Genomic DNA, 26,308 nt, shown 5'->3' on the forward strand with positions numbered 1-26,308 from the left:
CCGCAGACCGCGCTGACAGCAAACCGGGCAGGAGATCGCCGACGGCATCAACGCTCCTGAAGCGCAGTTCCGTGCCGCAGCCGATCGCTACCGCTATTTACCCGGAGCCTGATGTGTTTGCTTCGAAGAACGCGCAGGACGCCGGTCAAGTGACCCGCTGATCAGCGCAATAGCCAAACCAAGCAGGGCGAGTACCGCTCCCACCACAGCGGGGGAGCGGTACCCCCAGCCCCAGGCGATAACGACGCCGCCCAGCAGCGCTCCCAGCGCATTGGCCAGGTTCAGGGCCGCATGGTTCAGTGAAGACGCCAGTGACTCGGCACCCGGCGAAACATCCAGCAGCCTGGTCTGCAGCGGAGGCGTCAGCATTGAGCCGATCACGCCCACCAGGAAAACCAGCACCATGGCGGTCGCCGCGTACTGCACCGCCCACGCGTAGGCCAGCAGGATTACCACTGTGCCGCCCAGGATCGCGTAGATGCTGCCCATGACATTGATATCGGCCAGCCGTCCGCCGGCCACGTTGCCGATCACCTGGCCCACGCCGTAGAGCCCGACGACGACGGGCAGCACGTTCTCGGAGATGCCCGCCACCTCGGTCATGGTGGGCGCGATGTAGGAATACACGGCAAAGAATCCGCCGAAACCGACAGTTCCCACCAGCAAGGCCAGCCAGACCTGGGCCCGCCCGAGGGCGCTAAGCTCGCCCTTGATGCTGGCACCGGCCAGGGGCGCCTGGTACGGGACGAAACGGGCCACCATGGCAACGCTCAGGAGGCCGATGGCCGCCACCAGGACGAACATCCACCGCCACCCGGCCTGCTGTCCCAGCCAGGTCGCAAAAGGGACTCCTACGACGTTGGCGATGCTCAGTCCGAGCATGACCATTGAGATGGCCCAGGCCCGGCGCGTCGGTGCCACCAGCGACGCGGCAATGACCGCTGCAACGCCGAAGAAGGCACCGTGCGGAAGCCCCGACAGGAACCGGGTGAAGAGCAGCCAGGAGTAATCCCCGGCAAAGAACGAAGACAAGTTGCTCAGGGCGAAGAAGAGCATCAGGCCCAGTACCAGGGTCTTGCGGGGCATCCGGGCTCCGAGAGCGGCAAGCACGGGAGCCCCCACCACAACGCCCATTGCGTAGGCAGAGATCACATGGCCGCCTGCGGGGACGGAGATGCCCAGGTCTTCGACCATTTCCTGCAGCAGGCCCATAATGCTGAACTCAGTGGTGCCGATCGCGAAACTGCCCACGGCCAAGGCGACTATGGCCTTGGCGGCGGTGGTATGGCGCGTGTCGGGTGTGCGCTTGCCGGACAATGAAATGGGCGCGGTGGTGCTCCGGGACATGTTCGCTTTCCGAGTGGGGGTGCGGCTGTGCCGCTGCGGACGGCGTTCACGGTCAACGAGCAGGAAATGCTCCTGCCGGACGCCGGGACGGCTTCGTCCCCTCCAGCCTAGTGCAGGGGCGCCCCCGGCGCCGACCTGTGCGACGGAACATTCCGCTACGGGCAGGCACAGGCGGCCTGCCCTAGGGAACGTCCGCATAGACTTCTTTCGTGGTCATTGAATCAACGCAAATCACCAAACAGGTTGTGGGCGGTGCGCTGGTGGACAGCCTCCGGCAGCCTTCCCGGATATTGGCGGCGCGCCGGAGCGCCCCGGAAGCGCTTGCCGGGTTGTGGGAATTTCCGGGCGGAAAAGTGGAACCCGGAGAAAGCTGCACGCAGGCCCTGCACCGCGAGCTCGCCGAAGAGCTGGGTGTCCGGGTTCAGCTGGGGGCTGAAATCACGGGGCCCCTGGACGAAGGGTGGAGACTGAACGACGTCGCTGCCATGCGGGTCTGGCTAGCGGAGATCACCGAAGGCACAGCCGAGCCGCTCGAAGACCACAGCGAGCTCCGCTGGGTTGATCTCAACGCAGATGCACTGATGGACCTCGCCTGGATACCGGCGGACCTGCCGATTGTCACTGCGCTGCTGGAGGCTGTCGAGGCGGTTTAGCCACGGTGGTGCGCCAAGGGATTGTCCGGGAACGTGCTAGAACAGAGCGTCCTGGGCAGCCGCAGTGACGGTCTCCTTCCCGTTCGCGGCGCGGGCGGCCTGGGTGCCGGCGGGCCGCAGGAACCGTGCGCCGCCGGTGAAGCCGTACTTGGCCTTGAAGAACCGGATCCGCCCGGCGAGCCAGTCCCGGTATTCCTTCGACGCATACGTTCCCTTGCCGTACAGGTCGGCGTATTTGCCGGAGAGCTGCGGGTAGTGCCGGGCAATGAACTCGAGGTACCACTCGCGGGCACCGGGTCGCAGATGCAGTGCACCCGCCGTGACCCCCGTGGCGCCGGCCGATGCGAGCGCGGAGAACAGGGCATCGAGGGATTCGTCGCCGTCGGTAAGCCAGGGCAGGATCGGCATGGCCATGACCGAACAGGGGAGTCCGGCATCCCGCAGCCGGCTGATCAGCTCCAGCCGTGCACGGGGTGTGGGCGTTCCCGGTTCTGCCCGCTTAGCCAGTTCGGGGTCTACCAGCGCCAGCGAAATACCCATGCCGATGTCGGTCTGCGCGGAGGCTTCCTTCAGGAGCGGGATATCGCGGGCCAGCAGGGTGCCCTTCGTCAGGATGGAGAAAGGCGTGCCGCTGTCTGCCAGCGCACGGATGACGCCGGGCATCAGCTGGTAGCGGCCCTCGGCCCGCTGGTACGGGTCCGTATTGGTGCCCATGGCCACATGGTGGTGCTGCCAGGAGGGCCGTGAGAGTTCCCGCCGCAGGACCTCGGCAGCATTGACCTTGACCACCAGCTGGCTGTCGAAATCGGCGCCGCTGTCCATATCCAGGTAGGTGTGGGTCTTGCGGGCGAAGCAGTAAACACAGGCATGGCTGCAGCCGCGGTATGGATTGACGGTCCATTCGAAGGGCATGTTCGAGCCGCCGCCCACCTTGTTCAGCACCGATTTGGCCACGACCTCATGGAAGGTCACCCCGGCAAAGTCCGGCGTACGCACGGAGCGGACCAGGCCCTGCAGCGGGATCAGCGGATCCGTGGTGCCCGACACTGCGGTAAGGGGCAGTGCTGCAGGGGGCGCTGCCGAAGGGGCCTGGAGCGAACCGGGTGCCGTAGCAGGGCCGGGCTCCCCCTGGGCGGTTCCGGGTTCGTTGCCCTTCGCGGGTGATGCCTTCAGTTCCTGACCTTGCCACCTCATCCCATCATTAGAACATATGTTCGAATCACGGGGTAGTGCCGCGGGGCGGGCGGCGATGCCGGACTGCCGGCGAAACGCGGACCCGGGGGCGCCGCCGCGGCCTTCCGGGGTGCGGCCGGTACCCGCCGTCACGGAGGCCGGCCAGCCGCTCAAACGGATTCGCCGACGCCGGATCGCCGGCAATCACGCGCGAAAGAGCCGCCGCCGCAGAGTACGCGGGCAGGAAGAGCGGACCCAGGAGTGCGTACTGCGTGCTGTGGCGCGTCTCGTGGCGCAGCAGCGGGCTGTCCGGCGCGTGGATGCGGCGGGCCGAGGAGGAACGGTAGAGGACCACGTTGCCGACGGTGAACGCGGCCGCACGGGGGAACGGCAGCGGATAGCCCTCGGCGAGGGTGATCTTCTGCGGCCCCGGGGTGATGCTGCACCCGGTGGCACGCGCCAGCAGCATCCCCGCAGGGGTGGAGAGATTCAGCAGATTGATCCAGCGGCGGATGGAGGCTGCACGCGGTCGGAGAACGATCGGTACGGACGGCATGGAACCTCCCAGCGGCAGTATGACGGCCCGGTCGGGGGCGTCTACTAGACTTGCAAATGATAAGCCAGAACCCAACTAGGGCCGGAAACAGGTAAGAACAGTACATGTCTAACTCCACACCGGGGACCGGTTCCCCAGATACTTCCCCTGAGGGCACCCAGCCCGAGCCGCCGAATCCGCTGGATGAAGCCGCCATAGCCGCCGCCGTCGAGCAGGCGCTCGCCGCCATCGCCGCTGCCGCGGACCTGAGTGAGCTCAAGGAAGTCCGGATCGCCGTCACCGGCGAGAAGTCGCCGCTGAGCGGAGCGAACCGGACCATCGGCAAGCTCCCCAAGGACCAGAAGGCCGCCGCCGGCAAGCTCGTGGGCCCCGCCCGCGGCCGGATCAACTCCGCGCTCGCCGCCCGCACCGTTGAGCTCGAAGCGGAGCGCGACGCCCGGATCCTTGTCGAAGAGGCCGTGGACGTCACCGCAGCTCCCCGCCGCCGGCACATCGGCGGCCGGCATCCCATCTCCACCCTGCAGGACCGGGTGGCGGATGTGTTCGTCGGCATGGGCTGGGAAATCGCGGAAGGCCCCGAAGTGGAATCCGAGTGGTTCAACTTCGACGCGCTGAACTTCAAGCCGGACCACCCGGCCCGCGAAATGCAGGACACCTTCTTCGTGGAACCGCCCGAGGCGCACCTGGTCATGCGGACGCACACCTCCCCGGTGCAGGTCCGCTCCATGCTTGAGCGCGACCTGCCGATCTACGTGCTCTGCCCCGGCAAGGTGTTCCGCACCGACGAGCTGGACGCCACGCACACCCCGGTCTTCCACCAGTTCGAGGGCCTGGCCATCGACAAGGGCCTGACCATGGCAGACCTGGTCGGCACCCTGGAGCACTTCACCCGTGTTCTTTTCGGCGATGAGGCGAAGGTCCGGCTGCGGCCGAACTACTTCCCCTTCACCGAACCCAGCGCCGAGCTGGACATCTGGCACCCGGGTGCCAAGGGCGGCCCGCGCTGGATCGAATGGGGCGGCTGCGGCATGGTCAACCCCAACGTGCTCCGCGCCGCCGGGATCGACCCCGAGGTCTATTCAGGTTTTGCCTTCGGCATGGGCATTGACCGTGCCCTCATGTTCCGCAACGAGGTTTCGGACATGCACGAAATGATTGAAGGCGACGTACGTTTCAGCGAACACTTCGGGATGGAGATCTAAGTGAGAATCCCACTTTCCTGGCTGCGCGAGTATGCCCAGGTACCGGCGGAAGCAACCGCCGAAGACGTGATGGAAGACCTCGTGCGCGTTGGTCTGGAAGAAGAAGACGTCCACCGTCCCACCGATGACCTGCAGGGGCCGATCGTGGTGGGCCAGGTGCTCAGCATGGAACCGGAGCCGCAGAGCAACGGCAAGACCATCAACTGGTGCACGGTCCGCGTGGTGCCGGAAGGTGCTGAGCAGACCCTGACTGGCAAGGGCATCGAGCCCTCCGGCGTGCAGGGCATCGTCTGCGGCGCGCACAACTTCAAGGTAGGGGACAAGGTCGTCGTCACCCTGCCCGGTGCCGTGCTGCCCGGAGACTTCCGCATCAGCCCGCGCAAGACCTACGGCCACGTCTCGGCCGGCATGATTGCCTCCGTGCGTGAACTCGGCATCGGCGAGGACCATGACGGCATCCTGGTGCTCTCCACCCTGGGGCTGGACCCCGAGGTGGGCACCGATGCGATGGAGCTCCTGGGGCTGTACGACCAGGCGGCGGAAATCAACGTCACCCCGGACCGCGGCTACGTTTTCTCCATCCGCGGCGCCGCCCGTGAATACGCCCACGCCACGGGCACCAAGTTCACCGACCCGGCTGCCGCCGTCGTTGTTCCACAGGCCGACGGCAAGGGCTACCCGGTGCGGCTCGACGACGCCGCGCCCATTTACGGCAAGCCCGGCTGCGACCGGTTCGTTGCCCGGACCGTCCGCGGCGTCGATACCTCCCGGCCCACCCCGCCGTGGATGTCCTCGCGCCTGCGCCTGGCCGGCATGCGGTCAATCTCGCTGGTAGTCGACATTTCCAACTACGTGATGCTCGAACTCGGCCAGCCGCTGCACTTCTACGACCTGGATAAGCTCACCGGCGAGATCGTGGTCCGCCGCGCCGCCGAGGGCGAAACCCTGAAGACCCTGGACGAGAAGGAACGCCGGCTCTCCCCGGAGGACCTGCTGATCACCGACGGAACCGGTGCCATCGGCATCGCCGGCGTGATGGGCGGAGCCGCCACCGAGGTTGCCGACGGAACGCAGAACGTCCTGGTTGAAGCCGCCCACTTCGAGGAAGTCAGCATTGCCCGCTCCCGCCGCCGGCATCGGCTGCCCTCCGAGGCATCCAAGCGCTTCGAACGCGGCGTGGACTGGAACATCGCGGACGTCGCCGCGCAGCGTGCAGTGGACCTGCTGGTGGAACTCGCCGGCGGCACGGCCGAGGAGTCCATTACCGACGTCGGCACGGCCCCCGCGCCGCGTCGGATCGAACTGCCCGCACAGTTCCCGGCCCAGCTGATCGGCCTGGATTTCACCGAGTCCCAGATCACCGGGACGCTGGAGGACCTGGGCGCTACGGTCGAGAAGACCGACGACGGCTACCTGGTGACGCCGCCGAGCTGGCGCCCGGACCTGGAGACGCGCGAGGACCTCACTGAGGAAATCATCCGCCTGGTGGGCTATGACAAGATTCCGTCCACCCTGCCGGTCGCCCCTCCCGGGCGCGGCCTGACCCGCCTGCAGCAGCAGCGCCGCCGGCTCATGCAGTCACTTGCAGCAGCCGGCCTCACGGAGGTGCTGGCCTACCCGTTCGTGACCGAGGCGGACAACAACACCTTCGGCGCTCCGGAACCGGGCACCCGCCCGGCCCTGAAGCTGGCCAATCCGCTCAGCGCCGAGTACGGCTACCTGCGGACCTCGGTGCTGCCCGGCCTGTTCGAGGTTGCCAAGCGCAACATGTCCCGCGGCTTCCGGGATCTGGCCCTGTTCGAATCGGGCACGGTCTTCCTTCCCGGTGAGCACCTGGGTACGGAGAGCATCCCGCCGCTGGGCGCCAAGCCGTCCGAGGAAGTCCTCGACGAGCTCTACGCCGGAATTCCGGACCAGCCGCTGCACGTGGGCGTCCTGCTGGCCGGTCACGAGTCCGCTCCCGGTGCCGGCAACACGCCGCGCGCCTGGGACTGGGCCGACGCCGTCGATTACGCCCGGTTGATGGGCGACGTCCTCGGCGTGGAACTCGTGGTGGAACAGGGTACCCATCAGGCGTTCCACCCCGGCCGCACCGCGCGCATCGCACTGCGCAGCGGCGAGACCGTGGGCTACGCCGGCGAACTGCACCCCAAGCTCCTGGCCGCACGGGACATGCCTGCCCGCACGGTGGCTGCGGAACTGAACGTGGATGCGGTTTTCGACGCCGCCCCCGACGTCATCGTTGCCCGTCCGATTTCCAGCTTCCCCATTTCCACGCAGGATGTGGCGCTGGTGGTGGCAGAGGACGTTCCCGCCGAGCAGGTCCGCGAGGCACTGCGCGAGGGAGCCGGGGAACTGCTCGAAGACGTGGCCCTGTTCGACGTCTACGCAGGCCAGGGCATTGAGTCCGGGCATAAGTCGCTCGCGTTCGCGCTGCGCTTCCGCGCGCCGGACCGGACCTTGACCGCGGACGAAGCCTCCGAGGCCCGTGCCGCAGCCGTCGCGCTGGCCGCCGAACGGTTCGGTGCCGTTCAGCGCTAGGTTTATCCAACAACCAGCAGGCACCGCCGGATGTCGTTATCCGGCGGGGCCTGCTGCGTTTAAGCCCTGTCGTGTCCGGATCCCGGCGGGAACCGAACACGGCTGCCGCGCTCCGGACCGTTCGCTAAGCTGTGGCGATGACATCCTCCGGCCCGCACTGGTACCTCTTCGATTACGGCATGGTGATTTCCACCGCTCCCGCCCCGGAGGACTGGCGGGTGCTGGAACAGGCCACCGGCCTCCGGGAGCTGGCGGCCGGAACGAGCCCGTATTGGGAAAGGCGCGAAGACTTTGACGCCGGCCGGCTAACCCCGGCGCAGTACTGGGGAAGCGTGCTTGGCCGGGATCCGGTCCCGGCAGAGGTGGAAGCCCTGGAGGAACTGGACGCCGCGCAGTGGGCGCATCTGAATCCCCGGACTCTGGAGGTTTTGGAGACGCTGCACGGCGAGGGCGCCAACCTTGCCCTGCTCTCCAACATGCCGGAGGGCATGTCGCGGAGGTATTCCACCGAATCGTCCTGGGCACACTACTTCTCCAAGCTGTACTTCAGCGGGCAGATGGGTCTGGTGAAACCGGACCGGAGGATCTTCGACCGGGTGGTTGCCGGCCTTGGTGCTGCGCCGGAGGGCATCGTCTTCATTGACGACAACCCGCAGAACATTTCGACGGCGCGGGAACTGGGGTTCCACACGGTGCTCCACCGCAGCGGGACGGACCTTCGGGCGGAGCTTGCCGGGCGCGGGCGGTAGGAGCGGGCTCCGCCGGCAGCACCGGGTGATCCGGCAGTACCGGGCGGAGCCGCTTCCGGCTCACGGAACCAGCAGTACCTTCCCGGTGGTCTTCCGCCCTTCAAGGTCAGCGTGCGCACGGGAGGCCTCGGCCAGCGGATAGGTCTGTCCGATCCGCACGTCCAGGTTGCCGGCCAGGACCGCGTCAAACAGTTCGCGGGCCCGCCACCGGCGTTCTTCGGGTGTGAGGAGGTAATGCGCAATCGTGGGCCGGGTCAGGAACAGGGAACCGGAGGAGTTCAGCCGCTGGATGTCGAAGGGCGGGACCTGTCCGGAGGCGGCGCCGAAGAGCACCATCATGCCCCGGGTGCGCAGGCTGGCGAGCGAGCCGTCGAAGGTGGCCTGCCCGACGCCGTCGTACACCACGTCCACGCCCTGCCCGCCGGTGAGGGCACGCACCTGCCCGGTGAAACCGTCGTAGCGCAGCACCTGGTCGGCGCCGGCGCCGCGGGCAAGGAGCTCCTTCTCCTCGGTGGATACGGTGGTGATCACCGTCGCGCCCTTGGCCTTGAGCAACTGGATCAGCAACAGCCCGACGCCGCCGGCACCGGCATGCACCAGCGCCGTCTGTCCTTCCTGCACCGGAAACGTGGAGTTGCACAGGTAATGCGCGGTAACCCCCTGCAGCAGCAGCGCCGCCGCGGTGTCGTCCCGGATGCCGGCGGGTACCGGCAGCGCCACGTCCGCGTCCAACAGCATGTACTGCGCATAGGCCCCGCCGCCCTCCGCCGTGGCTACCCGGTCACCCTCCCGGAAGCCGGATTCAAGCCCGGCGGACACGACGGTCCCGGCGGCCTCCGAACCGGGTATGAAGGGATATGACATGGGATAGACGCCGGCACGCTGATAGGTGTCGATGAAGTTCACGCCGGTTGCGGCTACCTTGACCAGCACCTGCCGAGGGCCGGGCTGCGGCAGGTCAACGTCTTCATAGCGCAGGATTTCCGGTCCGCCCGGCTGCGGGACGACAATGGCTTTGTGCATGGCATGGCCTCTTTTGCTGGCTGGAACGTACTGGCTCGATATGGTCCCCATCATACGGTTTGCATAAATATTGGAGACAGTGCATAAGTGTGCTGTAGGGTGGGGGCATGACGATTTCCGTAGCAGTCTCGGGCGCCAGCGGCTATGCCGGGGGCGAAGTGCTGCGCCTGCTGGCCGGCCACCCGGAGGTATCCATCGGTGCCATCACGGCCCACAGCAACGCCGGCAGCCGGCTGGGGGAGCTGCAGCCGCACCTGCATTCCCTCGCCGACCGGGTACTGGAGGACACCACCGTCGAGACGCTGTCGGGACACGACGTCGTTTTCCTCGCCCTGCCGCACGGCGCCAGTGCGGGGATTGCCGCGCAGCTGGATCCGGACACCCTGGTGATCGACGCCGGTGCCGACCACCGGCTCGAGGATCCCATGGCCTGGGAAAAGTTCTACGGTTCTCCGCACGCGGGAACCTGGCCCTACGGACTGCCCGAACTGCCCGGACACCGCGACCGGCTCAAGGGGGCCCGCCGGATTGCCGTTCCGGGCTGCTACCCGACAAGCTCCCTGCTCGCCCTGACACCCGGCTTTGCCGCCGGCCTGCTGGAGCCGCAGGATGTCGTCATCGTGTCGGCCTCCGGCACCTCGGGCGCCGGCAAGGCCGCCAAGCCCCACCTGCTGGGCTCGGAAGTCCTGGGCGGCATGAGTCCCTACGGCGTGGGCGGCACCCACCGGCACACCCCTGAAATCGAGCAGGGCCTCTCCGCCGCCGCCGGAGAGCCCGTGGCCGTGTCCTTCACGCCCACGCTGGCTCCGATGGCCCGCGGCATCCTGACCACTGCCACCGCGAAGGTCCGTCCCGGCGTCGACCCCGCGGCCCTGCGCACAGCCTGGGAACAGGCCTACGCTTCGGAACATTTCGTCCGGGTGCTGCCGGAAGGCCAGTGGCCCGCCACCAAGATGGTGGTCGGCTCCAACTACGCCGTGATGCAGCTGGCGTACGACGCCCACGCCAACCGGGTGATTGTCAGCTGCGTCATTGACAACCTCAACAAGGGAACAGCCGGCGGCGCCGTGCAGTCCATGAATATTGCCCTCGGCCTGGATGAAACCGCGGGACTGACCCAGCAGGGAGTGGCACCGTAATGAGCGCCGAATCACTGACCACCGACAGCACCACCGGCGCCGTCACCGGCATCACCGCCCCGGCGGGTTTCCGTGCCGCGGGTGTGGCCGCAGGCCTGAAGGATTCCGGGGGACGCGACGTCGCCCTGGTCGTCAACGACGGTCCGTCGAAGGCTGCCGCGGCCGTCTTCACCCGGAACCGCATCGCGGCCGCTCCGGTGCTGTGGTCCCGGCAGGCAGTGTCCGATGGACGGGCAGACGCCGTCATCCTGAACTCCGGCGGCGCCAACGCCTGCACCGGCAGCGAGGGATTCCGGAACACCCACACCACCGCCGAAAAGACCGCGGAACTCCTGGGTCTCAGCGCTTCCGACGTGCTTGTCTGCTCCACCGGCCTGATCGGCGTCCAGCTGCCCATGGACAAACTGCTTCCGGGCATCGAAGCGGCAGCCGGGATCCTGTCCGCCGACGCCGGCGCGGACGCGGCGCATGCCATCATGACCACTGACAGCGTCGCCAAGCAGGCGGTCTTCACCGGCACGGACAGCGCGGGCCGGACCTACCGCATCGGCGGCATGGCCAAGGGAGCCGGAATGCTCGCCCCCGGACTGGCCACAATGCTGGTGGTTCTGACCACCGACGCGGATCTCCCGGCACCCGCCCTGGACTCGGCACTGCGGGCCGCAACCGCGGTGACGTTCGACCGGACCGATTCGGACGGCTGCATGTCCACCAACGACACCGTGATCCTGATGGCGTCCGGTGCCTCAGGCGCGGCACCCGAGGCAGGGGATTTCGCGGGCGGACTCACGGAGGTCTGCTTCTCGCTCGCCCAGCAGCTGATCACCGATGCCGAAGGCGCCAGCCATGACATCGCCATCACCACGGTCAACGCCGCCACGGTGGCCGACGCGGAAACAGCTGCCCGCGCCGTCGCCCGTTCCAATCTGTTCAAGACCGCCATTTTCGGCAACGACCCGAACTGGGGCCGGGTGCTGTCCGCGGTCGGCACCACCGACGCGGCGTTTGAACCGGACCGGATCGACGTCGTAATCAACGGCGTGCAGGTCTGCCGGAACGGCGGCATCGGAGATCCGCGGGAAGGCGTGGACCTGGCGCCGCGCGCCGTGACGGTGGAAATCGACCTGCACGCGGGCACGGAAAGCGCCACCATCTGGACGAACGATCTCACCACGGATTACGTCCACGAGAACTCTGCGTACAGCAGCTGACCGGGGGACAGGCATGATCACACCAGCAGAAGCCGGCGAACGGCTGCGGGCACAGGACAAAGCGGCAACGCTGATCGAAGCGCTGCCCTGGATCCAGCGCTTTGCAGGCACCACCATGGTCATCAAGTACGGCGGCAACGCCATGGTGAACGACGACCTTCGGCGGGCGTTTGCCGAGGACATCGTGTTCCTCCATCACGCCGGGGTGCACCCGGTGGTCGTCCACGGCGGCGGCCCGCAGATCAGTGCCATGCTGGACCGGCTCGGTATTGCCTCCGAATTCCGCGGCGGACTGCGGGTGACTACACCCGAGGCGATGGACGCCGTGCGCATGGTCCTGACCGGCCAGGTGGGCCGAGAGCTCGTCGGCCTCGTTAACGCGCACGGTCCCTACGCCGTCGGACTCTCCGGCGAGGACGGCGGCCTGCTGGAGGCCGTACGGACCGGCGTCGTGGTGGACGGAGAGGAACTGGACCTCGGCCTGGTCGGGGAAGTGACGGGGGTCAACCCCGGCGCGATCCTGGACATCATTGCCGCCGGACGGATCCCGGTGATCAGTACCGTGGCACCGGAAGTGAACGCCGACGGCGGCCCCACCGGCCAGGTGCTCAACGTCAACGCCGATACGGCCGCGTCCGCCCTGGCCGTAGCCCTGGGTGCCTCGCGGCTGGTGGTCCTCACGGACGTGGAAGGCCTTTACGGGGATTGGCCCGACAAGTCCTCGCTGATCTCCTCACTGACTGCCGGGGAACTGCGGGCCATGCTGCCCGGCCTCGAAGCGGGCATGATCCCCAAGATGCAGGCCTGCCTCGCCGCCGTAGACGGCGGTGTTGACCGTGCCGCAGTGGTTGACGGCCGGATGGCGCACTCCATGCTGCTGGAAATCTTCACCGAAGCCGGAATCGGCACCCAGGTAGTACCGGAGGACGAAGATGCATAACCCGGATACCCAGGGCACCATCCCCGGGATGGCAGCTCCAGACGCGCAGGAGGACTGGCTGAACCGCTATGGCTCCTCCCTGATGGGCGTCTTCGGTGCTCCGCAGCGGGCGCTCGTCCGCGGGAGCGGCTGCTATGTGGAAGACGCCGATGGAAAGCGGTACCTCGACTTGCTGGGCGGCATTGCGGTCAATTCGCTGGGCCACGCCCATCCGGCGCTCGTGGCGGCGGTGGCCGATCAGCTTGCCACCCTCGGCCACGTGTCCAACTTCTTCACCAGCCCTCCCCAGGTGGAGCTGGCCGAACGGCTGCTCGCGCTCGCCGACGCTCCGCAGGGTTCCAAGGTGTTCTTTGCGAACTCCGGTGCCGAAGCCAACGAGGCGGCCTTCAAGCTGGCCCGGCGGAACTCCGATCCCGCTGCCGGACGCACCCGGATCCTGGCGCTCGAAGGAGCATTCCACGGCAGGACCATGGGAGCGCTGGCCCTCACGGCCAAACCTGCCTACCGGGAACCCTTCGAACCGTTGCCCGGGGGAGTGGAACACCTTCCGTTCGGGGACATCGATGCGCTGCTGGCCGCAGTAGATGAGACCGTAGCCGCCGTCTTCCTGGAACCGATCCAGGGCGAGGCAGGAGTGCGGATGCTTCCCGCGGGCTACCTGCAGGCCGCCCGCGAGGCCACCCGGGCCGCGGGCGCGCTGCTGGTGATTGACGAGGTGCAGACCGGCATTGGCCGGACGGGCAAGTGGTTCGCCTCCGAAGGCGTCCTTCCGGATGCCATGACCCTGGCCAAGGGACTCGGCGGCGGCTTCCCCGTCGGCGCCATGATCACCTTCGGCGAGCGGACCTCCGGGTTGCTGGCGGCCGGAATGCACGGCACCACCTTCGGCGGGAACCCCGTGGCTGCCGCCGCAGCCCTGGCGACCCTCTCCGTGCTGGAATCCTCCGACGTGCTGGCCAATGTGCGCGGCACCGGGGAGTACCTGCGCCGGGAACTGGCAGCTCTGGACTTCGTGGCCGAGGTGCGCGGGGAGGGCCTCCTCATCGGCCTCGACCTGGTCGACGACGTTGCTCCCGCCGTGGTCGCGGCTGCGCTGGAGGCGGGGTACATCATCAACAGCACCGGCCCGGCAACGCTGCGGCTGGCCCCGCCGCTGATCCTCACTCCGGAGCAGGCCGGCACCTTCCTGGACGCACTACCGGGTATCCTGCGAACGGCCTCCGGTGCCGCTTCAGCCGGAGGCGCCGCCTCCGCCCGAAGCGCCGCCGCCGGTCCCGCCGCCGAGACCACTCCAGACTCTGTACCCGGTGCCACCGGCACAACCACTGAAGGAAAACCATGACCCGTCATTTCCTGGTCGACACCGACCTCACGCAGGCGGAACAGGCCGAAGTCCTGGATCTGGCCGATGCGCTCAAGAAGGACCGCTACAAACACCAGCCGTTCGCGGGCGAATCCACCGGCCGCAAGACCGTGGCCGTCATCTTCGACAAGACCTCCACCCGGACCCGGGTGTCCTTTGCGGCCGGCATCTCCGATCTGGGCGGCGTTCCGCTGATCATCGGTGCGGGGGAGTCCCAGCTGGGACACAAGGAGAGCGTTGCGGACACCACCAAGGTGCTGGAACGCATGGTTTCCACCATCGTCTGGCGGACCTACGCGCAGGCCGGCCTGGAGGAAATGGCTGCCAACTCCTCGGTTCCGGTCATCAACGCGCTGTCGGACGACTACCACCCCTGCCAGCTCCTGGCGGACCTGATGACCATCCGCGAGCACAAGGGCCGGCTCGCCGGCCTCACCCTGGCGTATCTCGGTGACTGCGCCAACAACATGGCCAACTCCTACCTGCTCGCCGGTGTGACCGCCGGAATGCACGTCCGGGTAGCCGGTCCGCTGGGCTATCTGCCCGATCCCCGGATTGTCGACGCCGCTGCGGCCCGTGCGGAAGAAACCGGCGGCTCCGTGACCATCACAACCGACGCCGCCGAAGCGCTGGCCGGAGCCGACGTCGTCGCCACCGATACCTGGGTGTCCATGGGGCAGGAAGCCGAAAAGGCCGCCCGGCAGGAACTGTTCCGCAGCTACGCCGTGGACGCCGACGCGATGGCGCAGGCGGCGGACGACGCCGTCGTGCTCCATTGCCTGCCCGCCTACCGCGGCTACGAAATCTCCGCCGACGTGCTTGACGGACCGCAGTCAGTGGTCTGGGACGAAGCGGAGAACCGGCTGCATGCGCAGAAGGCCCTGATGGTCTGGCTCACGGCGCATTCCGGCCTCACGGGAATTCCGGAGGCACGGGCATGACCATGCCGGCAACGAAGACGGCGCGCCAGGCGCGCATCCGCACCCTGCTGACGGGTCTTTCCATCCGTTCCCAGGCCGAGCTCGCGGCACTGCTGGCCGACGACGGCGTGCAGGTTACGCAGGCGACGCTCTCCCGCGACCTGGTGGAACTCGGCGCCGTGCGCATGCGCGGCAAGGACGGTGCCCTGGTGTATGCCGTTCCGTCCGAGGGCGGGGAACGGGCGCCCAAGTCCGGCGTCACCCAGGAAGTGCTGGATGCACGGCTGGCCCGGCTCTGCGGTGAACTGCTGGTTACCGCCGAGGCGTCAGCGAATATCGTGGTGCTGCGGACTCCGCCCGGAGCCGCGAACTTCCTGGCACTGGCCATCGACCATTCCGTGCTGCCGTCCGTACTGGGCACCATCGCCGGCGACGACACGGTGATGATGGTGACCCGGGACCCCGAGGGCGGCCCCGACCTCGCGGCCCGCTTCCTGCGGATCGCAGACGAAGCCAGCAACAACGGCTCCGCACCCGAAAGCCGGATCCTGTAACCGGTCCCCGGCCCGTTGAACCACAACCCAAGACTTTCATCCTGAACCAACCAGCGGCCCCGATCGGGCCGCAACCAATGCAAGAGGAGCGAAATCCGTGAGCGAACGTATTGTTCTGGCCTATTCCGGTGGCCTGGATACGTCAGTAGCCATTGGCTGGATTGCCGAGGCAACCGGCGCTGAAGTTATTGCCGTTGCCGTGGACGTAGGACAGGGCGGCGAGTCCCTGGAGACCGTCCGCCAGCGAGCCCTGGACTGCGGCGCCGTCGAAGCCTACGTGGCCGACGCCCGCGAGGAATTCGCCACCGAGTACTGCATGCCGGCACTGAAGGCCAATGCCCTCTACATGGACGCCTACCCGCTGGTCTCGGCCCTCTCGCGTCCCGTCATCGTGAAGCACCTGGTGGCCGCTGCCCGCCAGTTCGGTGCCACCACCGTCTCCCACGGCTGCACCGGCAAGGGCAACGACCAGGTGCGCTTCGAAGTCGGCATCCAGACCCTGGGCCCGGACCTGAAGTGCATCGCACCGGTCCGCGACCTGGCCCTGACCCGCGACAAGGCCATCGCCTTCGCCGAGGAGAAGAACCTGCCGATCGTCACCACGAAGAAGAACCCCTTCTCCATTGACGCCAACGTCTGGGGACGTGCCGTGGAGACAGGCTTCCTCGAAGACATCTGGAACGGCCCCACTCCGGACGTGTACGAGTACACCTCCGATCCGGCGTCGGCTTCCGCCCCGGATGAAGTCGTCATCACCTTTAAGGAAGGCGTGCCGGTCGCGATTGACGGCAAGCCGGTCACCCCGCTGCAGGCCATCGAGGAAATGAACCGCCGCGCCGGTGCCCAGGGCATCGGCCGGATCGACATTGTCGAGGACCGCCTCGTGGGCATCAAGAGCCGCGAAATCTACGAAGCCCCCGGCGCCATGGCGCTGATGGCTGCGCACCGCGAGCTGGAAAACGTCACTGTGGAGCGCGAGCAGGCCCGCTTCAAGAAGACGGTCGGCCAGCGCTGGACCGAGCTGGTCTATGACGGCCAGTGGTTCTCTCCGCTGAAGCAGTCCCTGGACGCCTTCATCGGCGACACCCAGCGGTACGTCTCCGGCGACATCCGCATGACCCTCGACGCCGGACGCCCGGTGGTTACGGGACGCCGCTCCGAGTCATCCCTGTATGACTTCAACCTGGCCACCTACGACACCGGTGACAGCTTCGACCAGTCGATGGCCCGCGGCTTCATCGAGTTGTTCGGGATGTCCTCCAAGGTGGCCTCCGGCCGCGACCAGCGCCTAGCAGAAGGTAAGTAAGCAGATGACAGACGGCAAGTCGCCAGAAGAAGCAGCGGGTGCCGGGACCTCCGGTTCAACCGTCCAAGGTGCCCTGTGGGGCGGCCGGTTCGCCGGCGGCCCTGCGGACGCCCTTGCGGAGCTGAGCAAATCCACCCACTTCGACTGGCGGCTTGCCGGCTACGACATTGCCGGCTCGCGTGCCCACGCCCGCGTGCTGCACAAGGCCGGCCTGCTCGACGACGGCGAGTTGGAAGGAATGCTTGCGGCCCTGGACCAGCTCGACGCCGATGTGAAGTCGGGTGCCTACGTGCCCGCGGCGTCCGACGAGGACGTGCACGGTTCACTGGAACGCGGATTGATTGAACGGGCCGGCACCCAGCTGGGCGGAAAGCTCCGGGCCGGCCGGTCCCGCAATGACCAGATCGCCACGTTGGGCCGGATGTACCTGCGGGACCATGCCCGCATCATCGGCGCCGGCGTGCTGTCGGTCATCGACGCCCTGGTGGGCCAGGCCCAGGCACACCTCGGAGTGGCGATGCCCGGACGCACCCACCTGCAGCATGCCCAGCCCATCCTGCTCAGCCATCACCTGCTGGCGCACGCCTGGTCCCTGCTGCGCGATGTGCAGCGGCTGGCCGACTGGGATAAGCGTGCGGCAGTGTCTCCCTACGGTTCCGGTGCCCTGGCCGGCTCCTCGCTGGGCCTTGACCCGAATGCCGTGGCGAAGGACCTGGGGTTCGATTCGGCTGTCTGGAACTCCCTGGACGGGACTGCCGCGCGTGACGTGTACGCCGAATTCTCCTGGGTGGCCGCCATGATCGGCGTCGACCTGTCCCGCGTCAGCGAAGACATCATCCTGTGGGCCACGAAGGAGTTCTCCTTCGTGACGCTCGACGACGCGTACTCCACCGGGTCCTCGATCATGCCGCAGAAGAAGAATCCCGATGTTGCCGAACTTGCCCGCGGCAAGGCCGGACGGCTGATCGGCGACCTTGCCGGGCTGCTGGCCACCCTGAAGGGCCTTCCGCTGGCCTACAACCGTGACCTGCAGGAGGACAAGGAACCGGTCTTCGATGCTGCCGACACCCTCGAGGTACTGCTTCCGGCGGTGTCCGGGATGATCGCGACCCTGAAGTTCAACACCGAGCGGATGCAGTCCCTGGCACCGCAGGGCTTTGCCCTGGCCACCGACATTGCCGAGTGGCTGGTCCGCCAGGGTGTGCCCTTCCGTGAGGCGCATGAGCTCTCCGGAGCCGCTGTGCAGCTGGCCGAGGGGCGCGGCGTCGAACTCTGGGACCTGACCGATGAAGACTATGCCGGAATCTCGCCGCACCTGACGCCCGAGGTACGCACCGTGCTCAGCACCGAAGGCTCCCTGGACAGCCGCAGCTCCCAGGGCGGCACCGCCCGGTCCGCTGTCGAGCTGCAGCTGGCGGAGCTGATCCGCCAGGTCGGCGACGTGCGCGGCTACGCAGGCTGAATCTGCCCGACCTGAGACGGACCCCGATGGAGTGCACCTCCCCGGGGTCCGTTCTTTTTGGTGCCGGGCTGCGGGGCAGCGGCACCGGCACACAGCTACGCTGGGCGGCATGAGTGATTCCTTCCGGGCCCGGCTGCGTGCCCTTCCGGACTTTCCCGAGAATCTGCCCGACTTCGATCCGGCCGCAGCGCCTCAGGACCCCGCGGAGCTTTTCCGCCAGTGGCTTTCCGATGCGCTGGCCGCCGGGGTAAGGCAGCCGCATGCATTTTCCCTTGCCACGGCCGACGGAGGCGGGCACGTCTCCTCCCGGATGCTCATCCTCAAGGACATTGACGACGACGGCGGCTGGCAGTTTGCCACGTCCCTTACCTCGCGCAAAGGCGGAGAGCTGGCCGAGAACCCGAATGCGGCAATGAACTTCTACTGGCCGGAACTTGGCCGCCAGATTCGAGTGGCCGGAGCCGTAGTGGAACTCTCCCGGCAGGCTTCGGCCGCCGACTGGGATGCCAGGCCGGCATCGGACGGGAGTGCGAACCCGCAGTGGCAGCTGTATGCGCTGAAGCCGAGGGAGATCGAATTCTGGCAGGCACGTGCCGACCGGCATCACATCCGGCACCGGATGGTCTTCTGAGGCTCGCTCGGCTCCAAGCCGGCACCCCGGATACCCGTCTTTCCGGTTCGACTACCTGTCCGCCCCTCCCGGCGGCGCCCCCGCCGAAGCTACCCTTGGAAGAACCCCAGGAGGACGCGCCATGACCGAGTCCAGCCCCCTCGAAACCCCGGTTCCCGCCGGAAGAATCGAGCGCCGCCCCGACGGCTACACCCTGGTCTTTGAGCGCCTATTCGATTTTCCCGCGGGCTACATCTGGGAGGTGCTGACCAACGGGGACAAGGTGGCCCAGTGGCTCGGCACGGTGACTCCCGGCTGGCAGCTCGGCAAGGAATACCGGCTGGACATGGGCAATGTGGAGGTAACCGGAACCGTACTGCAGATGAGTCCCGGTCTAAGCCTGCAGTTCACCTGGGAGGACCCGCTGGGGGATGAATCCGTCCTCGACTGGCAGGTGCTGGAAACCCCCGACGGTTCCCTGCTGCAGTTCCGCACGCATGAGCCCAGCGCGGATTTCCTCACCGAAGGCGCCGCAGGGTGGCAGGGGATCCTGGACGTGTTCGACGACGTCGCCGCGGGCAGGGAACCTTCCCGCGCGTCCATGGACCAGTGGCAGGCCCTCCGCGACGCGTACGCGGAGGAATTCGACGTCTCACCCACGATGGGGCAAACGGATGCCGCCGGGATCGTCTTCCAACGCTGGTTCAACGCAGCCGCCGGCGACGTCGGCAGCGCACTGGACCGTGCGACGTCGGAACTCGGCATCGGTGCGGAGGCCTCGGTCGACATCACGGACGACGGCGGCCGGACCCGCGTCGTCGTCCGGCAACCGCTGAGCGGCGGAAACGGCGGATCAGACGAGGCGGCCGGCCTGCTCGCCGCGTGGCACCAGGCACTGGACGCCGCCGGCGACCACGTTGCCGGAAACCCCTGGCATCCCAGCTCCCGCAGGCTGGCGGCCCTGAAGGAGTTCTACGGAGCCTCTGCCGGGAGCAGCTGAACGGCAGCACGGAAAATCTCCCCAATGAACCTTGCTACCGTCGGAGTATGGCTTTTGCGAGTGAACGAGAACGTCTTGCCGTCCCGGCCACCTCCGCCGCACCCCAGCTGTTGGGTGCGGTCCTGACCCACGACGTCGACGGCGAACGCGTCAGTGTGCGGATCACCGAGGTGGAGGCCTACATGGGCGACGCCGATCCCGGCTCCCACGCGTTCCGCGGCCAGACGGCACGGAACGCCACCATGTTCGGGCCGGCGGGACACCTCTATGTGTACTTCACCTACGGCATGCACTACTGCGCCAACATAGTCTGCGGAACGGAAGGCGATGCCACCGGGCTGCTGCTGCGCGCCGGCGAGATCGTCGAGGGGGCCGACATCGCCGCCGTGCGGCGTGGAAACCCGCGCAACCCGCTGGACCTGGCGCGCGGTCCGGCACGCCTTGCCCAGGCGCTGGGCATTTCCCGGCCGCTGGACGGGGCAGATGTGTTCGCTCACCCCCTGCACCTGGCATTGCCCGCCGATCCGGTGGGCGGGGAACTCCTGTCAACCGGACCGAGGGTGGGAGTCAGCGGCCCCGGCGGCTCGGACGAATATCCGTGGCGGTACTGGCTCACCGGGGACCCGACAGTGTCTAAGTACCGTCCCGCCCAGCCGCGCAGGCAGCCGGCGTCCGCGGCAGCTGCGGCCCTGCGGCAGTGAAACGCAGAACGGCGTTCCGGGTAACTGTTACCCGGAACGCCGTTCTGCGAAGCTGCTGCTAGGAGCGAGGAAGCGGTGCCTGCGCGGAAATGAGCTTCTTTTCCAGCAGCTCGTCCCAGAAGGCAGCCGGAATCTCGGCCTTCATCGCCGCAATATCCTCCGCGACGCGTTCAGGCCGGCTGGAGCCCGGGATGACCGCCGCCACGGCGGGGTGAGCAGTGGAGAACTGCAGGGCAGCGGCCTTCAGGCTCACGTCGTGCCGAGAGGCAACCGAGGTCAGCTCGGCGATCCGTGCCTTAACCTGCGGAGGGATCTCGGCGTAATCGAAGTAGTCGCCGCCCAGCAGGGCGCCGGAGTTGAAGGGGCCGCCGACGACGATGCCCACTCCCTTTTCCTGCGCCATGGGCATCATGCGCTGCAGCGCACGCTCGTGCTGCAGCAGGGTGTACTGGGTGGCGGAGAGGCTCATGGTCGGCGCGGCCTCGTCCATGGCCATGGCCAGCTCGATGGGCTCGGTGGTGTTGACGCCCAGGCCCCAGCCGTTGATGACGCCCTCGTCCTGCAGGCGGGCGAGTACCCGGAACGCGCCGGTCCGCGCCTCGTCGAACTTGGAGATCCACTCATCACCGAGGAAGTCCCGGGACGTGTCGTGGATGAACACAAAGTCCAGGCGGTCCGTCTTGAGCCGGTTCAGGCTCTCCTCGATGGACCGCAGCGTGGCGTCCGTGCTGTAATCCGTGGCGATCTTGTTTGAACGCCCGTGGGTGAAGAGGCCGGAGCCCTTTTCTTCTTCCTCATCCAGGATCAGCCGTCCTACTTTGGTGCTGAGCACATACTCATCGCGGTTGTGCTGCGAGAGGACCTCGCCCAGGCGGGATTCCGCCAGGCCGGCTCCGTAGAAGGGAGCGGTGTCGAAGTAGCGGATGCCTGCGTTCCAGGCCGCTTCAACCGTTGCCAGCGCCTCTTCCTGGGGAATGTCGCGGAACATGTTTCCCAGGGGAGCTGTGCCGAAGCCGATCTTGTTCTTGAGCACGTCGTGCAGGTTAGCCATATGTGGTGCAGTCCTTGACTGTTGTGCGGGTAGGTTCCGGTCCCGTGCGAAGGGGCCGAGACATGGCAACCGCCGTCGGCGACCCTTTATTCCTCCGCCGGCCCGGACCGACAGCGCCGGATAGCCCGGGAGAGAAGTGCCACAGGAGCCCGTGCGGCTCCGGTCAAACCGGGTGGAACGGGTAAGGTAGACGGGTGAAAGATGCCCCGGCAGAACCGGATAACCACGAGTCCATTGAACAAACCATCGAACGCCTGGGCGCTGTAATCCCTGATTACCCCAAGCCCGGGATCGTTTTCCGGGATCTGACCCCGGTCTTTGCTGACGGGCCCGCCCTCCGGCGCGTAGTAGATGCCCTCATTGCCCCCTTCGAGGGACAGTTCGATTTCGTGGCAGGGGTGGAAGCACGCGGCTTCCTGCTTGCCGCCGCCGCTGCCTACGCTTCCGGCAAGGGAGTCATCACCGTGCGCAAGCCCGGTAAGCTGCCCCGCGAAGTGTTCTCCGAAAGCTACTCGATGGAGTACGGCGAGAGCACCCTGGAACTGCACCGCGACGACATGCCCGTGGGCTCGCGCGTCCTGATCCTTGACGACGTGCTGGCCACCGGTGGAACCCTCGGTGCCGCAGCGCGCCTGATCCGCAAGGCAGGCGCGGAAGTGGCCGGATTCGGCGTCGTGCTGGAACTGGGCGACCTCGGCGGCAGGGACCGCCTCGGCGACACCCCGGTTACCGCTCTGATCCGCTACTAGGCCGGTCCCCTCAACGAGGGGAAGGGCCCGCACGACACGCGTTCCTCGCAGGCAGCAGCTGAGAGAGAAACCGCATACATTAGGGACCTGCAAAAGTCCAAATGCACTGTAAGATTGACGCTCTGCCTTTGCGAGAGGGAACGCGAACATGCCTGAAACACCTTCAGCTTCGAACGAGCTGGAACACGAGCGTCAGTACGTCGCCGGACTGTACTCACGCCTCGATGAGCTGCGTGAGGAAAAGCGGGAACAGCTGGCCGCAATCCGGCGCAGCCACGCCTCGGGTTCGCACCAGAACCGTTCCGAGCGGGACGCCTTTGCCACCATGTACGAGGACCGCCTGGCGCAGCTGAACGCCGTCGACGACCGGCTCGTTTTCGGCCGGCTGGACCTCGACGACGGCGAGGAACGCTACATCGGGCGCATCGGCCTTTCGACGGCGGAGCTGCAGCGCCTGATGGTCGATTGGCGCGCACCCGAAGCCGGTACGTTCTACCAGGCAACCGCTTTCGAGCGCCAGGGCGTACGACGCCGCCGGCACCTGATCCTGAAGGGCCGCGACGTGCAGGCCATCGAGGATGACGTGCTGGACTACTCCATGCTGGAAGAAGGCGAAGCCCTCCAGGGCGAAGGTGCGCTACTCGCGGCGCTGAACTCCAAGCGGACCGGGCAGATGTCCGACATCGTGGGCACCATCCAGGCGGAACAGGACCGCATCATCCGGGCTCCGCTGTCCGGCACCCTGGTGGTCCAGGGCGGCCCCGGTACCGGCAAGACCGCCGTGGCGCTGCACCGCGCCGCATACCTGCTCTACACCCACCGGGAACGGCTGAAGTCCGCCGGTGTGCTGCTGGTGGGGCCGTCCAATGCCTTCATCCGGTACATCGAACGCGTGCTGCCCTCCCTGGGCGAGACCGGCGTCGTGATGTCCAGCCTGGGCCAGTTGATGCCCGGCATCACCGCCGCGCATGAAGAGGACCCGGCCACGGCCGAGGTCAAGGGGCGGCTGTACATGGCCGACGTCGTCGCGCGTGCGGTTGCCAACCGGCAGCGGCTGCCCGCCGGTCCGCGGAAGCTGAACGTCGAAGGCACCATCCTCACGCTGACCCCCAAGCAGGTGCAGCGCGCCCGTGACAAGGCCCGCGCCACCGGCAAGCCGCACAACGAAGCCCGCGTCACCTTCGTGAAGATCCTGCTGCGCGAACTGACCGAGCAGTTGACCGAACAGCTTGAGGAATCGGCCGGCGCCGGGAACAGCACCGACCGGGCCTACCTCGCGGAGGACGTCCGCAGTGCCCGCGACGTGCGCGTGGCGCTGAACCTGTGCTGGATGCCGCTGACCCCGGAAAAGCTCATCAGCGAGCTGTACAGCAAGCCCGGACACCTGGAAGCGGCCGCCCCGGACCTCTCCGACGCGGAGCTGGACCTGCTGCGCCGCAGCCCCGATGCGCCGTGGACCGAATCCGATGTGCCGCTGCTGGACGAAGCCGCCGAACTCCTCGGCGAGCTTGACGCCTCCGCCGGCCGCGAGAACGCGCTCCGTGAGGAACAGCGCAAGCGCGACCTCGCCAATGCCGAAAGCGCCATTGCCAATACGGAGGGCTTCCTCGAGGACTCCGGCGCCCACGGCATCCTGTCCGCGGAAGACCTGGCAGACCACAACGCGGTGGGGGAGCAGCGCCTGACCGCTGCCGACCGTGCCGCCGTCGACCGCACCTGGGCCTTCGGGCACATCGTGGTCGATGAAGCGCAGGAGCTGTCCGCCATGCAGTGGCGGCTGCTGATGCGCCGCTGCCCGCTGAAGTCCTTCACCGTGGTGGGCGACATTGCCCAGACCAGCTCGGCTGCCGGGGCAACGTCATGGCAGGCGGCACTGGACCCGTTCGTGGGGGAGCGCTGGACGCTCGAAGAGCTCACCGTGAATTACCGCACCCCGGCGCAGATCGCCGAGGCCGCGGTGCGCATGGCCAACGCCGCCGGCCTCGTGGTGTCCGCGCCGAAGGCCGTGCGGGAAGGCCGCTGGGCGCCGTTCATCGACGAAGTGCCCGAGGGCGGCCAGATCCAGCGCCTGCTGGACACCCTGCCCGAGGACCTGGACGCGCTCGACGGCGGCCTGCTCGCCGTCATCGCCGAGGACCACCGGCTCTCCGCGGTCCGCCGCGCGCTGGCCGGGGTGTACGGAGCCCGCGTGGGATCCGGCGCCGGCGGCCTGGAGCAGGACATCGTGGTGACCTCGCCGCGCGAGGCGAAGGGCCTGGAGTTCGACGGCGTCGTCATCCTGGAACCGTCCGAACTGCTCACCGCAGCAGCCGGCAAGGTCGGGGACCTGTACGTTGCCATGACCCGCCCCACGCAGCGGCTGCGCCTGATCGCTGCAAACGGGATCCCGGCAGGCATTCCCGAAGACTGATAATTTAGAAGGCGTGTCAGACAATATCGTGAACTCCGAGGGCCTCGGCGCCCAGCAGAATGATTCCTCCTTCGCCAACATCTGGCAGGAACTCCAGTGGCGAGGCCTTGTGCACGTCTCCACCGATGAGGCGGAACTGGAAAAACTCCTCGCCGGGGGACCGATCACGTATTACTGCGGCTTCGACCCGACGGCACCGAGCCTGCACCTTGGCAACCTGGTGCAGCTGCTCACCATGCGGCGCCTGCAGCTTGCCGGCCACCGGCCGCTGGCCCTGGTCGGGGGTTCCACCGGACTGGTCGGAGATCCGCGCCCGACGGCGGAACGCACCATGAATACCAAGGAAACCGTTGGCGAGTGGGTCGGGTACCTCCAGGGACAGGTGCAGCGCTTCCTTAGCTTCGAGGGCGACAACGCCGCCCGTATGGTGAACAACCTCGACTGGACCGCTCCGATGAGCGCCATCGATTTCCTGCGCGACGTCGGCAAGCACTTCCGGGTGGGCACGATGATCAAGAAGGAAATCGTCTCCTCGCGCCTGAACTCCGACGAAGGCATCAGCTACGCGGAGTTCAGCTACCAGGTCCTGCAGGGTATGGACTACCTCGAGCTCTTCCGCCAGTACAACTGCGTGCTCGAGACCGGCGGGTCCGACCAGTGGGGCAACCTCACCAGCGGCACCGAACTGGTGCGCAAGGTGGAGGGCAAGACGGTCCACGCACTGGGCACCCCGCTGATCACCAACAGTGACGGCACCAAGTTCGGCAAGAGCGAAGGCAATGCGGTCTGGCTGGACGGCAACATGACCAGCCCGTACGCCATGTACCAGTTCTGGCTCAACACCTCCGATACCGACGTGGTTGACCGGCTCAAGGTCTTTACCTTCATGAGCCGGGCACGGATCGAAGAGCTGGCGCGAGCCGTGAAGGAAGCGCCGCATAAGCGGGAGGCACAGCGGGCCCTGGCCTACGACGTGACTACACTGATTCACGGCACCGAGGCAACCGACAAGGCCATCGCTGCTTCTGCCGCATTGTTCGGGCAGGGGGACCTGACCGAACTCGACGAAGCCACCTTGAAGGCCGCGACAGAACAGCTGCCGACGGCCGTGGTGTCCCCGGATTCGCTGGGCATCATCGACCTGCTTGTTGCGTCGGAGCTTTCCAAGACCAAGTCCGAAGCACGCCGCACGGTGTCCGAGGGCGGTGCCTACGTGAACAACAACAAGGTCACCGACGCCGACGCCGTAGTGGATTCGAAGGACCTGCTGCACGGCCGGTACCTGGTACTCCGGCGTGGAAAGCGGACCCTTGCAAGCGTTGAGGTCTCCGCCGTATAGTTTTAATGCTTCCTTAGGGGAGGGCCTCCACGGGGACTTCCACGGGGGACTTCCATAGGAGACTTCCAGGGAAGCAATGGGGGCCGCTTCGGCGAAACCCTGCAGGACTTGGGGGCAGTCCTCGCCGGTCAAAGGCGAGGCTGCCGACCCTGGATATGGGGTGTGGAAGCTTGTGCGGCGGATCACTTCAATCCGGTTTGCAAGGACCGGAAGCGATGTGTAGAGTTACATGAGTCGCCGCGGCCGGGACGCTGGAAAAGCGCCCGAGCATGGCGGCCAAACCCCAACAAAAAACAGAGTCCAACCAGT

At 67.2% G+C, this 26,308-nt stretch carries 23 protein-coding genes; 18 read left to right on the plus strand and 5 right to left on the minus strand.

What is annotated here, in order from left to right; translation table 11 throughout:
• Nucleotides 1-93 precede the first annotated feature (93 nt).
• Complete coding sequence (locus NNX34_RS14670) at nt 94-1,347, minus strand: MFS transporter (protein ID WP_255767219.1); 1,254 nt, start codon at nt 1,345-1,347, stop codon at nt 94-96.
• Nucleotides 1,348-1,556: 209 nt separating this feature from the next.
• Here NNX34_RS14670 and NNX34_RS14675 point away from each other — a divergent pair, with 209 nt between their 5' ends.
• Nucleotides 1,557-2,000, plus strand: a complete 444-nt coding sequence (locus NNX34_RS14675; RefSeq protein ID WP_370647281.1) for a (deoxy)nucleoside triphosphate pyrophosphohydrolase — start codon at nt 1,557-1,559, stop codon at nt 1,998-2,000.
• Between the two features lie 36 nt (nt 2,001-2,036).
• On the opposite strand, the gene NNX34_RS14680 is transcribed toward NNX34_RS14675, so the two are convergent.
• Both NNX34_RS14680 and NNX34_RS14685 read right to left on the minus strand, forming a co-directional pair.
• The gene (locus tag NNX34_RS14680; protein ID WP_255767220.1) at nt 2,037-3,194 is read right to left on the minus strand and encodes an Rv2578c family radical SAM protein; all 1,158 of its coding nucleotides are present in this window, start codon (nt 3,192-3,194) and stop codon (nt 2,037-2,039) included.
• A 25-nt stretch (nt 3,195-3,219) separates the two neighbouring features.
• The gene (locus tag NNX34_RS14685) at nt 3,220-3,729 is read right to left on the minus strand and encodes a hypothetical protein (protein ID WP_255767221.1); all 510 of its coding nucleotides are present in this window, start codon (nt 3,727-3,729) and stop codon (nt 3,220-3,222) included.
• 104 nt (nt 3,730-3,833) lie between these two features.
• On the opposite strand from NNX34_RS14685, the gene pheS reads away from it, so the two are divergent.
• The 3 genes from pheS (at nt 3,834) to NNX34_RS14700 (ending at nt 8,221) form a co-directional block, all read left to right on the plus strand.
• Nucleotides 3,834-4,931, plus strand: a complete 1,098-nt coding sequence (gene pheS / locus NNX34_RS14690; RefSeq protein ID WP_227924542.1) for a phenylalanine--tRNA ligase subunit alpha — start codon at nt 3,834-3,836, stop codon at nt 4,929-4,931.
• Nucleotides 4,932-7,472, plus strand: a complete 2,541-nt coding sequence (gene pheT / locus NNX34_RS14695) for a phenylalanine--tRNA ligase subunit beta (RefSeq protein WP_255767222.1) — start codon at nt 4,932-4,934, stop codon at nt 7,470-7,472. It abuts the gene before it with no gap.
• A 137-nt stretch (nt 7,473-7,609) separates the two neighbouring features.
• Nucleotides 7,610-8,221: an HAD family phosphatase gene (locus NNX34_RS14700; RefSeq protein ID WP_255767223.1), complete on the plus strand. Its 612-nt coding sequence runs from the start codon at nt 7,610-7,612 to the stop codon at nt 8,219-8,221.
• Between the two features lie 60 nt (nt 8,222-8,281).
• Here the strand turns inward: NNX34_RS14700 and NNX34_RS14705 are convergent, their stop codons facing one another.
• Nucleotides 8,282-9,244, minus strand: a complete 963-nt coding sequence (locus NNX34_RS14705) for a quinone oxidoreductase (RefSeq protein WP_255767224.1) — start codon at nt 9,242-9,244, stop codon at nt 8,282-8,284.
• Nucleotides 9,245-9,351: 107 nt separating this feature from the next.
• Between NNX34_RS14705 and argC the strand changes: the two genes are divergently transcribed.
• The 11 genes from argC to NNX34_RS14760 all read left to right on the plus strand — a co-directional run bounded on the left by argC (nt 9,352) and on the right by NNX34_RS14760 (nt 20,450).
• Nucleotides 9,352-10,383, plus strand: a complete 1,032-nt coding sequence (gene argC, locus NNX34_RS14710) for an N-acetyl-gamma-glutamyl-phosphate reductase (protein ID WP_255767225.1) — start codon at nt 9,352-9,354, stop codon at nt 10,381-10,383.
• Entirely contained in the window at nt 10,383-11,594 is a 1,212-nt protein-coding gene (gene argJ, locus NNX34_RS14715; RefSeq protein WP_255767226.1) for a bifunctional glutamate N-acetyltransferase/amino-acid acetyltransferase ArgJ, read from the plus strand. Before argC ends, argJ begins: the two co-directional genes overlap by 1 nt.
• A gap of 13 nt (nt 11,595-11,607) precedes the next feature.
• Nucleotides 11,608-12,534 (plus strand): acetylglutamate kinase, encoded by a 927-nt coding sequence (gene argB / locus NNX34_RS14720; RefSeq protein WP_255767227.1) that lies wholly within the window; start codon nt 11,608-11,610, stop codon nt 12,532-12,534.
• 28 nt (nt 12,535-12,562) lie between these two features.
• On the plus strand, nt 12,563-13,876 hold the full coding sequence (locus NNX34_RS14725; protein WP_255767228.1) for an acetylornithine transaminase: 1,314 nt from the start codon (nt 12,563-12,565) through the stop codon (nt 13,874-13,876).
• Nucleotides 13,873-14,838 (plus strand): ornithine carbamoyltransferase, encoded by a 966-nt coding sequence (gene argF / locus NNX34_RS14730; RefSeq protein ID WP_255767229.1) that lies wholly within the window; start codon nt 13,873-13,875, stop codon nt 14,836-14,838. Before NNX34_RS14725 ends, argF begins: the two co-directional genes overlap by 4 nt.
• The gene (locus NNX34_RS14735; RefSeq protein WP_227924562.1) at nt 14,835-15,371 is read left to right on the plus strand and encodes an arginine repressor; all 537 of its coding nucleotides are present in this window, start codon (nt 14,835-14,837) and stop codon (nt 15,369-15,371) included. The genes argF and NNX34_RS14735 overlap by 4 nt, the downstream gene beginning before the upstream one ends.
• A gap of 97 nt (nt 15,372-15,468) precedes the next feature.
• A complete protein-coding gene (locus tag NNX34_RS14740; RefSeq protein ID WP_255767230.1) occupies nt 15,469-16,677 on the plus strand; it encodes an argininosuccinate synthase in 1,209 nt (402 codons plus the stop codon).
• Nucleotides 16,678-16,681: 4 nt separating this feature from the next.
• Entirely contained in the window at nt 16,682-18,139 is a 1,458-nt protein-coding gene (argH, locus tag NNX34_RS14745) for an argininosuccinate lyase (RefSeq protein WP_255767231.1), read from the plus strand.
• Between the two features lie 109 nt (nt 18,140-18,248).
• Nucleotides 18,249-18,770, plus strand: coding sequence for a pyridoxal 5'-phosphate synthase (locus tag NNX34_RS14750; protein ID WP_255767232.1), 522 nt, complete (start codon nt 18,249-18,251; stop codon nt 18,768-18,770).
• Between the two features lie 121 nt (nt 18,771-18,891).
• Nucleotides 18,892-19,749: an SRPBCC domain-containing protein gene (locus NNX34_RS14755; RefSeq protein ID WP_255767233.1), complete on the plus strand. Its 858-nt coding sequence runs from the start codon at nt 18,892-18,894 to the stop codon at nt 19,747-19,749.
• 47 nt (nt 19,750-19,796) lie between these two features.
• Nucleotides 19,797-20,450 carry a DNA-3-methyladenine glycosylase gene (locus NNX34_RS14760; RefSeq protein WP_255767234.1) on the plus strand — a complete coding sequence of 218 codons (654 nt, stop codon included), beginning with the start codon at nt 19,797-19,799 and terminating at the stop codon, nt 20,448-20,450.
• A 58-nt stretch (nt 20,451-20,508) separates the two neighbouring features.
• Here the strand turns inward: NNX34_RS14760 and NNX34_RS14765 are convergent, their stop codons facing one another.
• Entirely contained in the window at nt 20,509-21,501 is a 993-nt protein-coding gene (locus NNX34_RS14765; protein WP_255767235.1) for an aldo/keto reductase, read from the minus strand.
• A gap of 194 nt (nt 21,502-21,695) precedes the next feature.
• Between NNX34_RS14765 and NNX34_RS14770 the strand changes: the two genes are divergently transcribed.
• The 3 genes from NNX34_RS14770 to tyrS all read left to right on the plus strand — a co-directional run bounded on the left by NNX34_RS14770 (nt 21,696) and on the right by tyrS (nt 25,999).
• Nucleotides 21,696-22,250 carry an adenine phosphoribosyltransferase gene (locus NNX34_RS14770; protein WP_227924576.1) on the plus strand — a complete coding sequence of 185 codons (555 nt, stop codon included), beginning with the start codon at nt 21,696-21,698 and terminating at the stop codon, nt 22,248-22,250.
• A gap of 148 nt (nt 22,251-22,398) precedes the next feature.
• Nucleotides 22,399-24,660 carry a UvrD-helicase domain-containing protein gene (locus NNX34_RS14775; RefSeq protein ID WP_255767236.1) on the plus strand — a complete coding sequence of 754 codons (2,262 nt, stop codon included), beginning with the start codon at nt 22,399-22,401 and terminating at the stop codon, nt 24,658-24,660.
• A gap of 13 nt (nt 24,661-24,673) precedes the next feature.
• Nucleotides 24,674-25,999, plus strand: coding sequence for a tyrosine--tRNA ligase (gene tyrS / locus NNX34_RS14780; RefSeq protein WP_255767237.1), 1,326 nt, complete (start codon nt 24,674-24,676; stop codon nt 25,997-25,999).
• Nucleotides 26,000-26,308 lie beyond the last annotated feature (309 nt).

Source organism: Arthrobacter sp. zg-Y1116, assembly GCF_024385485.1.
Classification (GTDB): Bacteria; Actinomycetota; Actinomycetes; order Actinomycetales; family Micrococcaceae; genus Arthrobacter_B.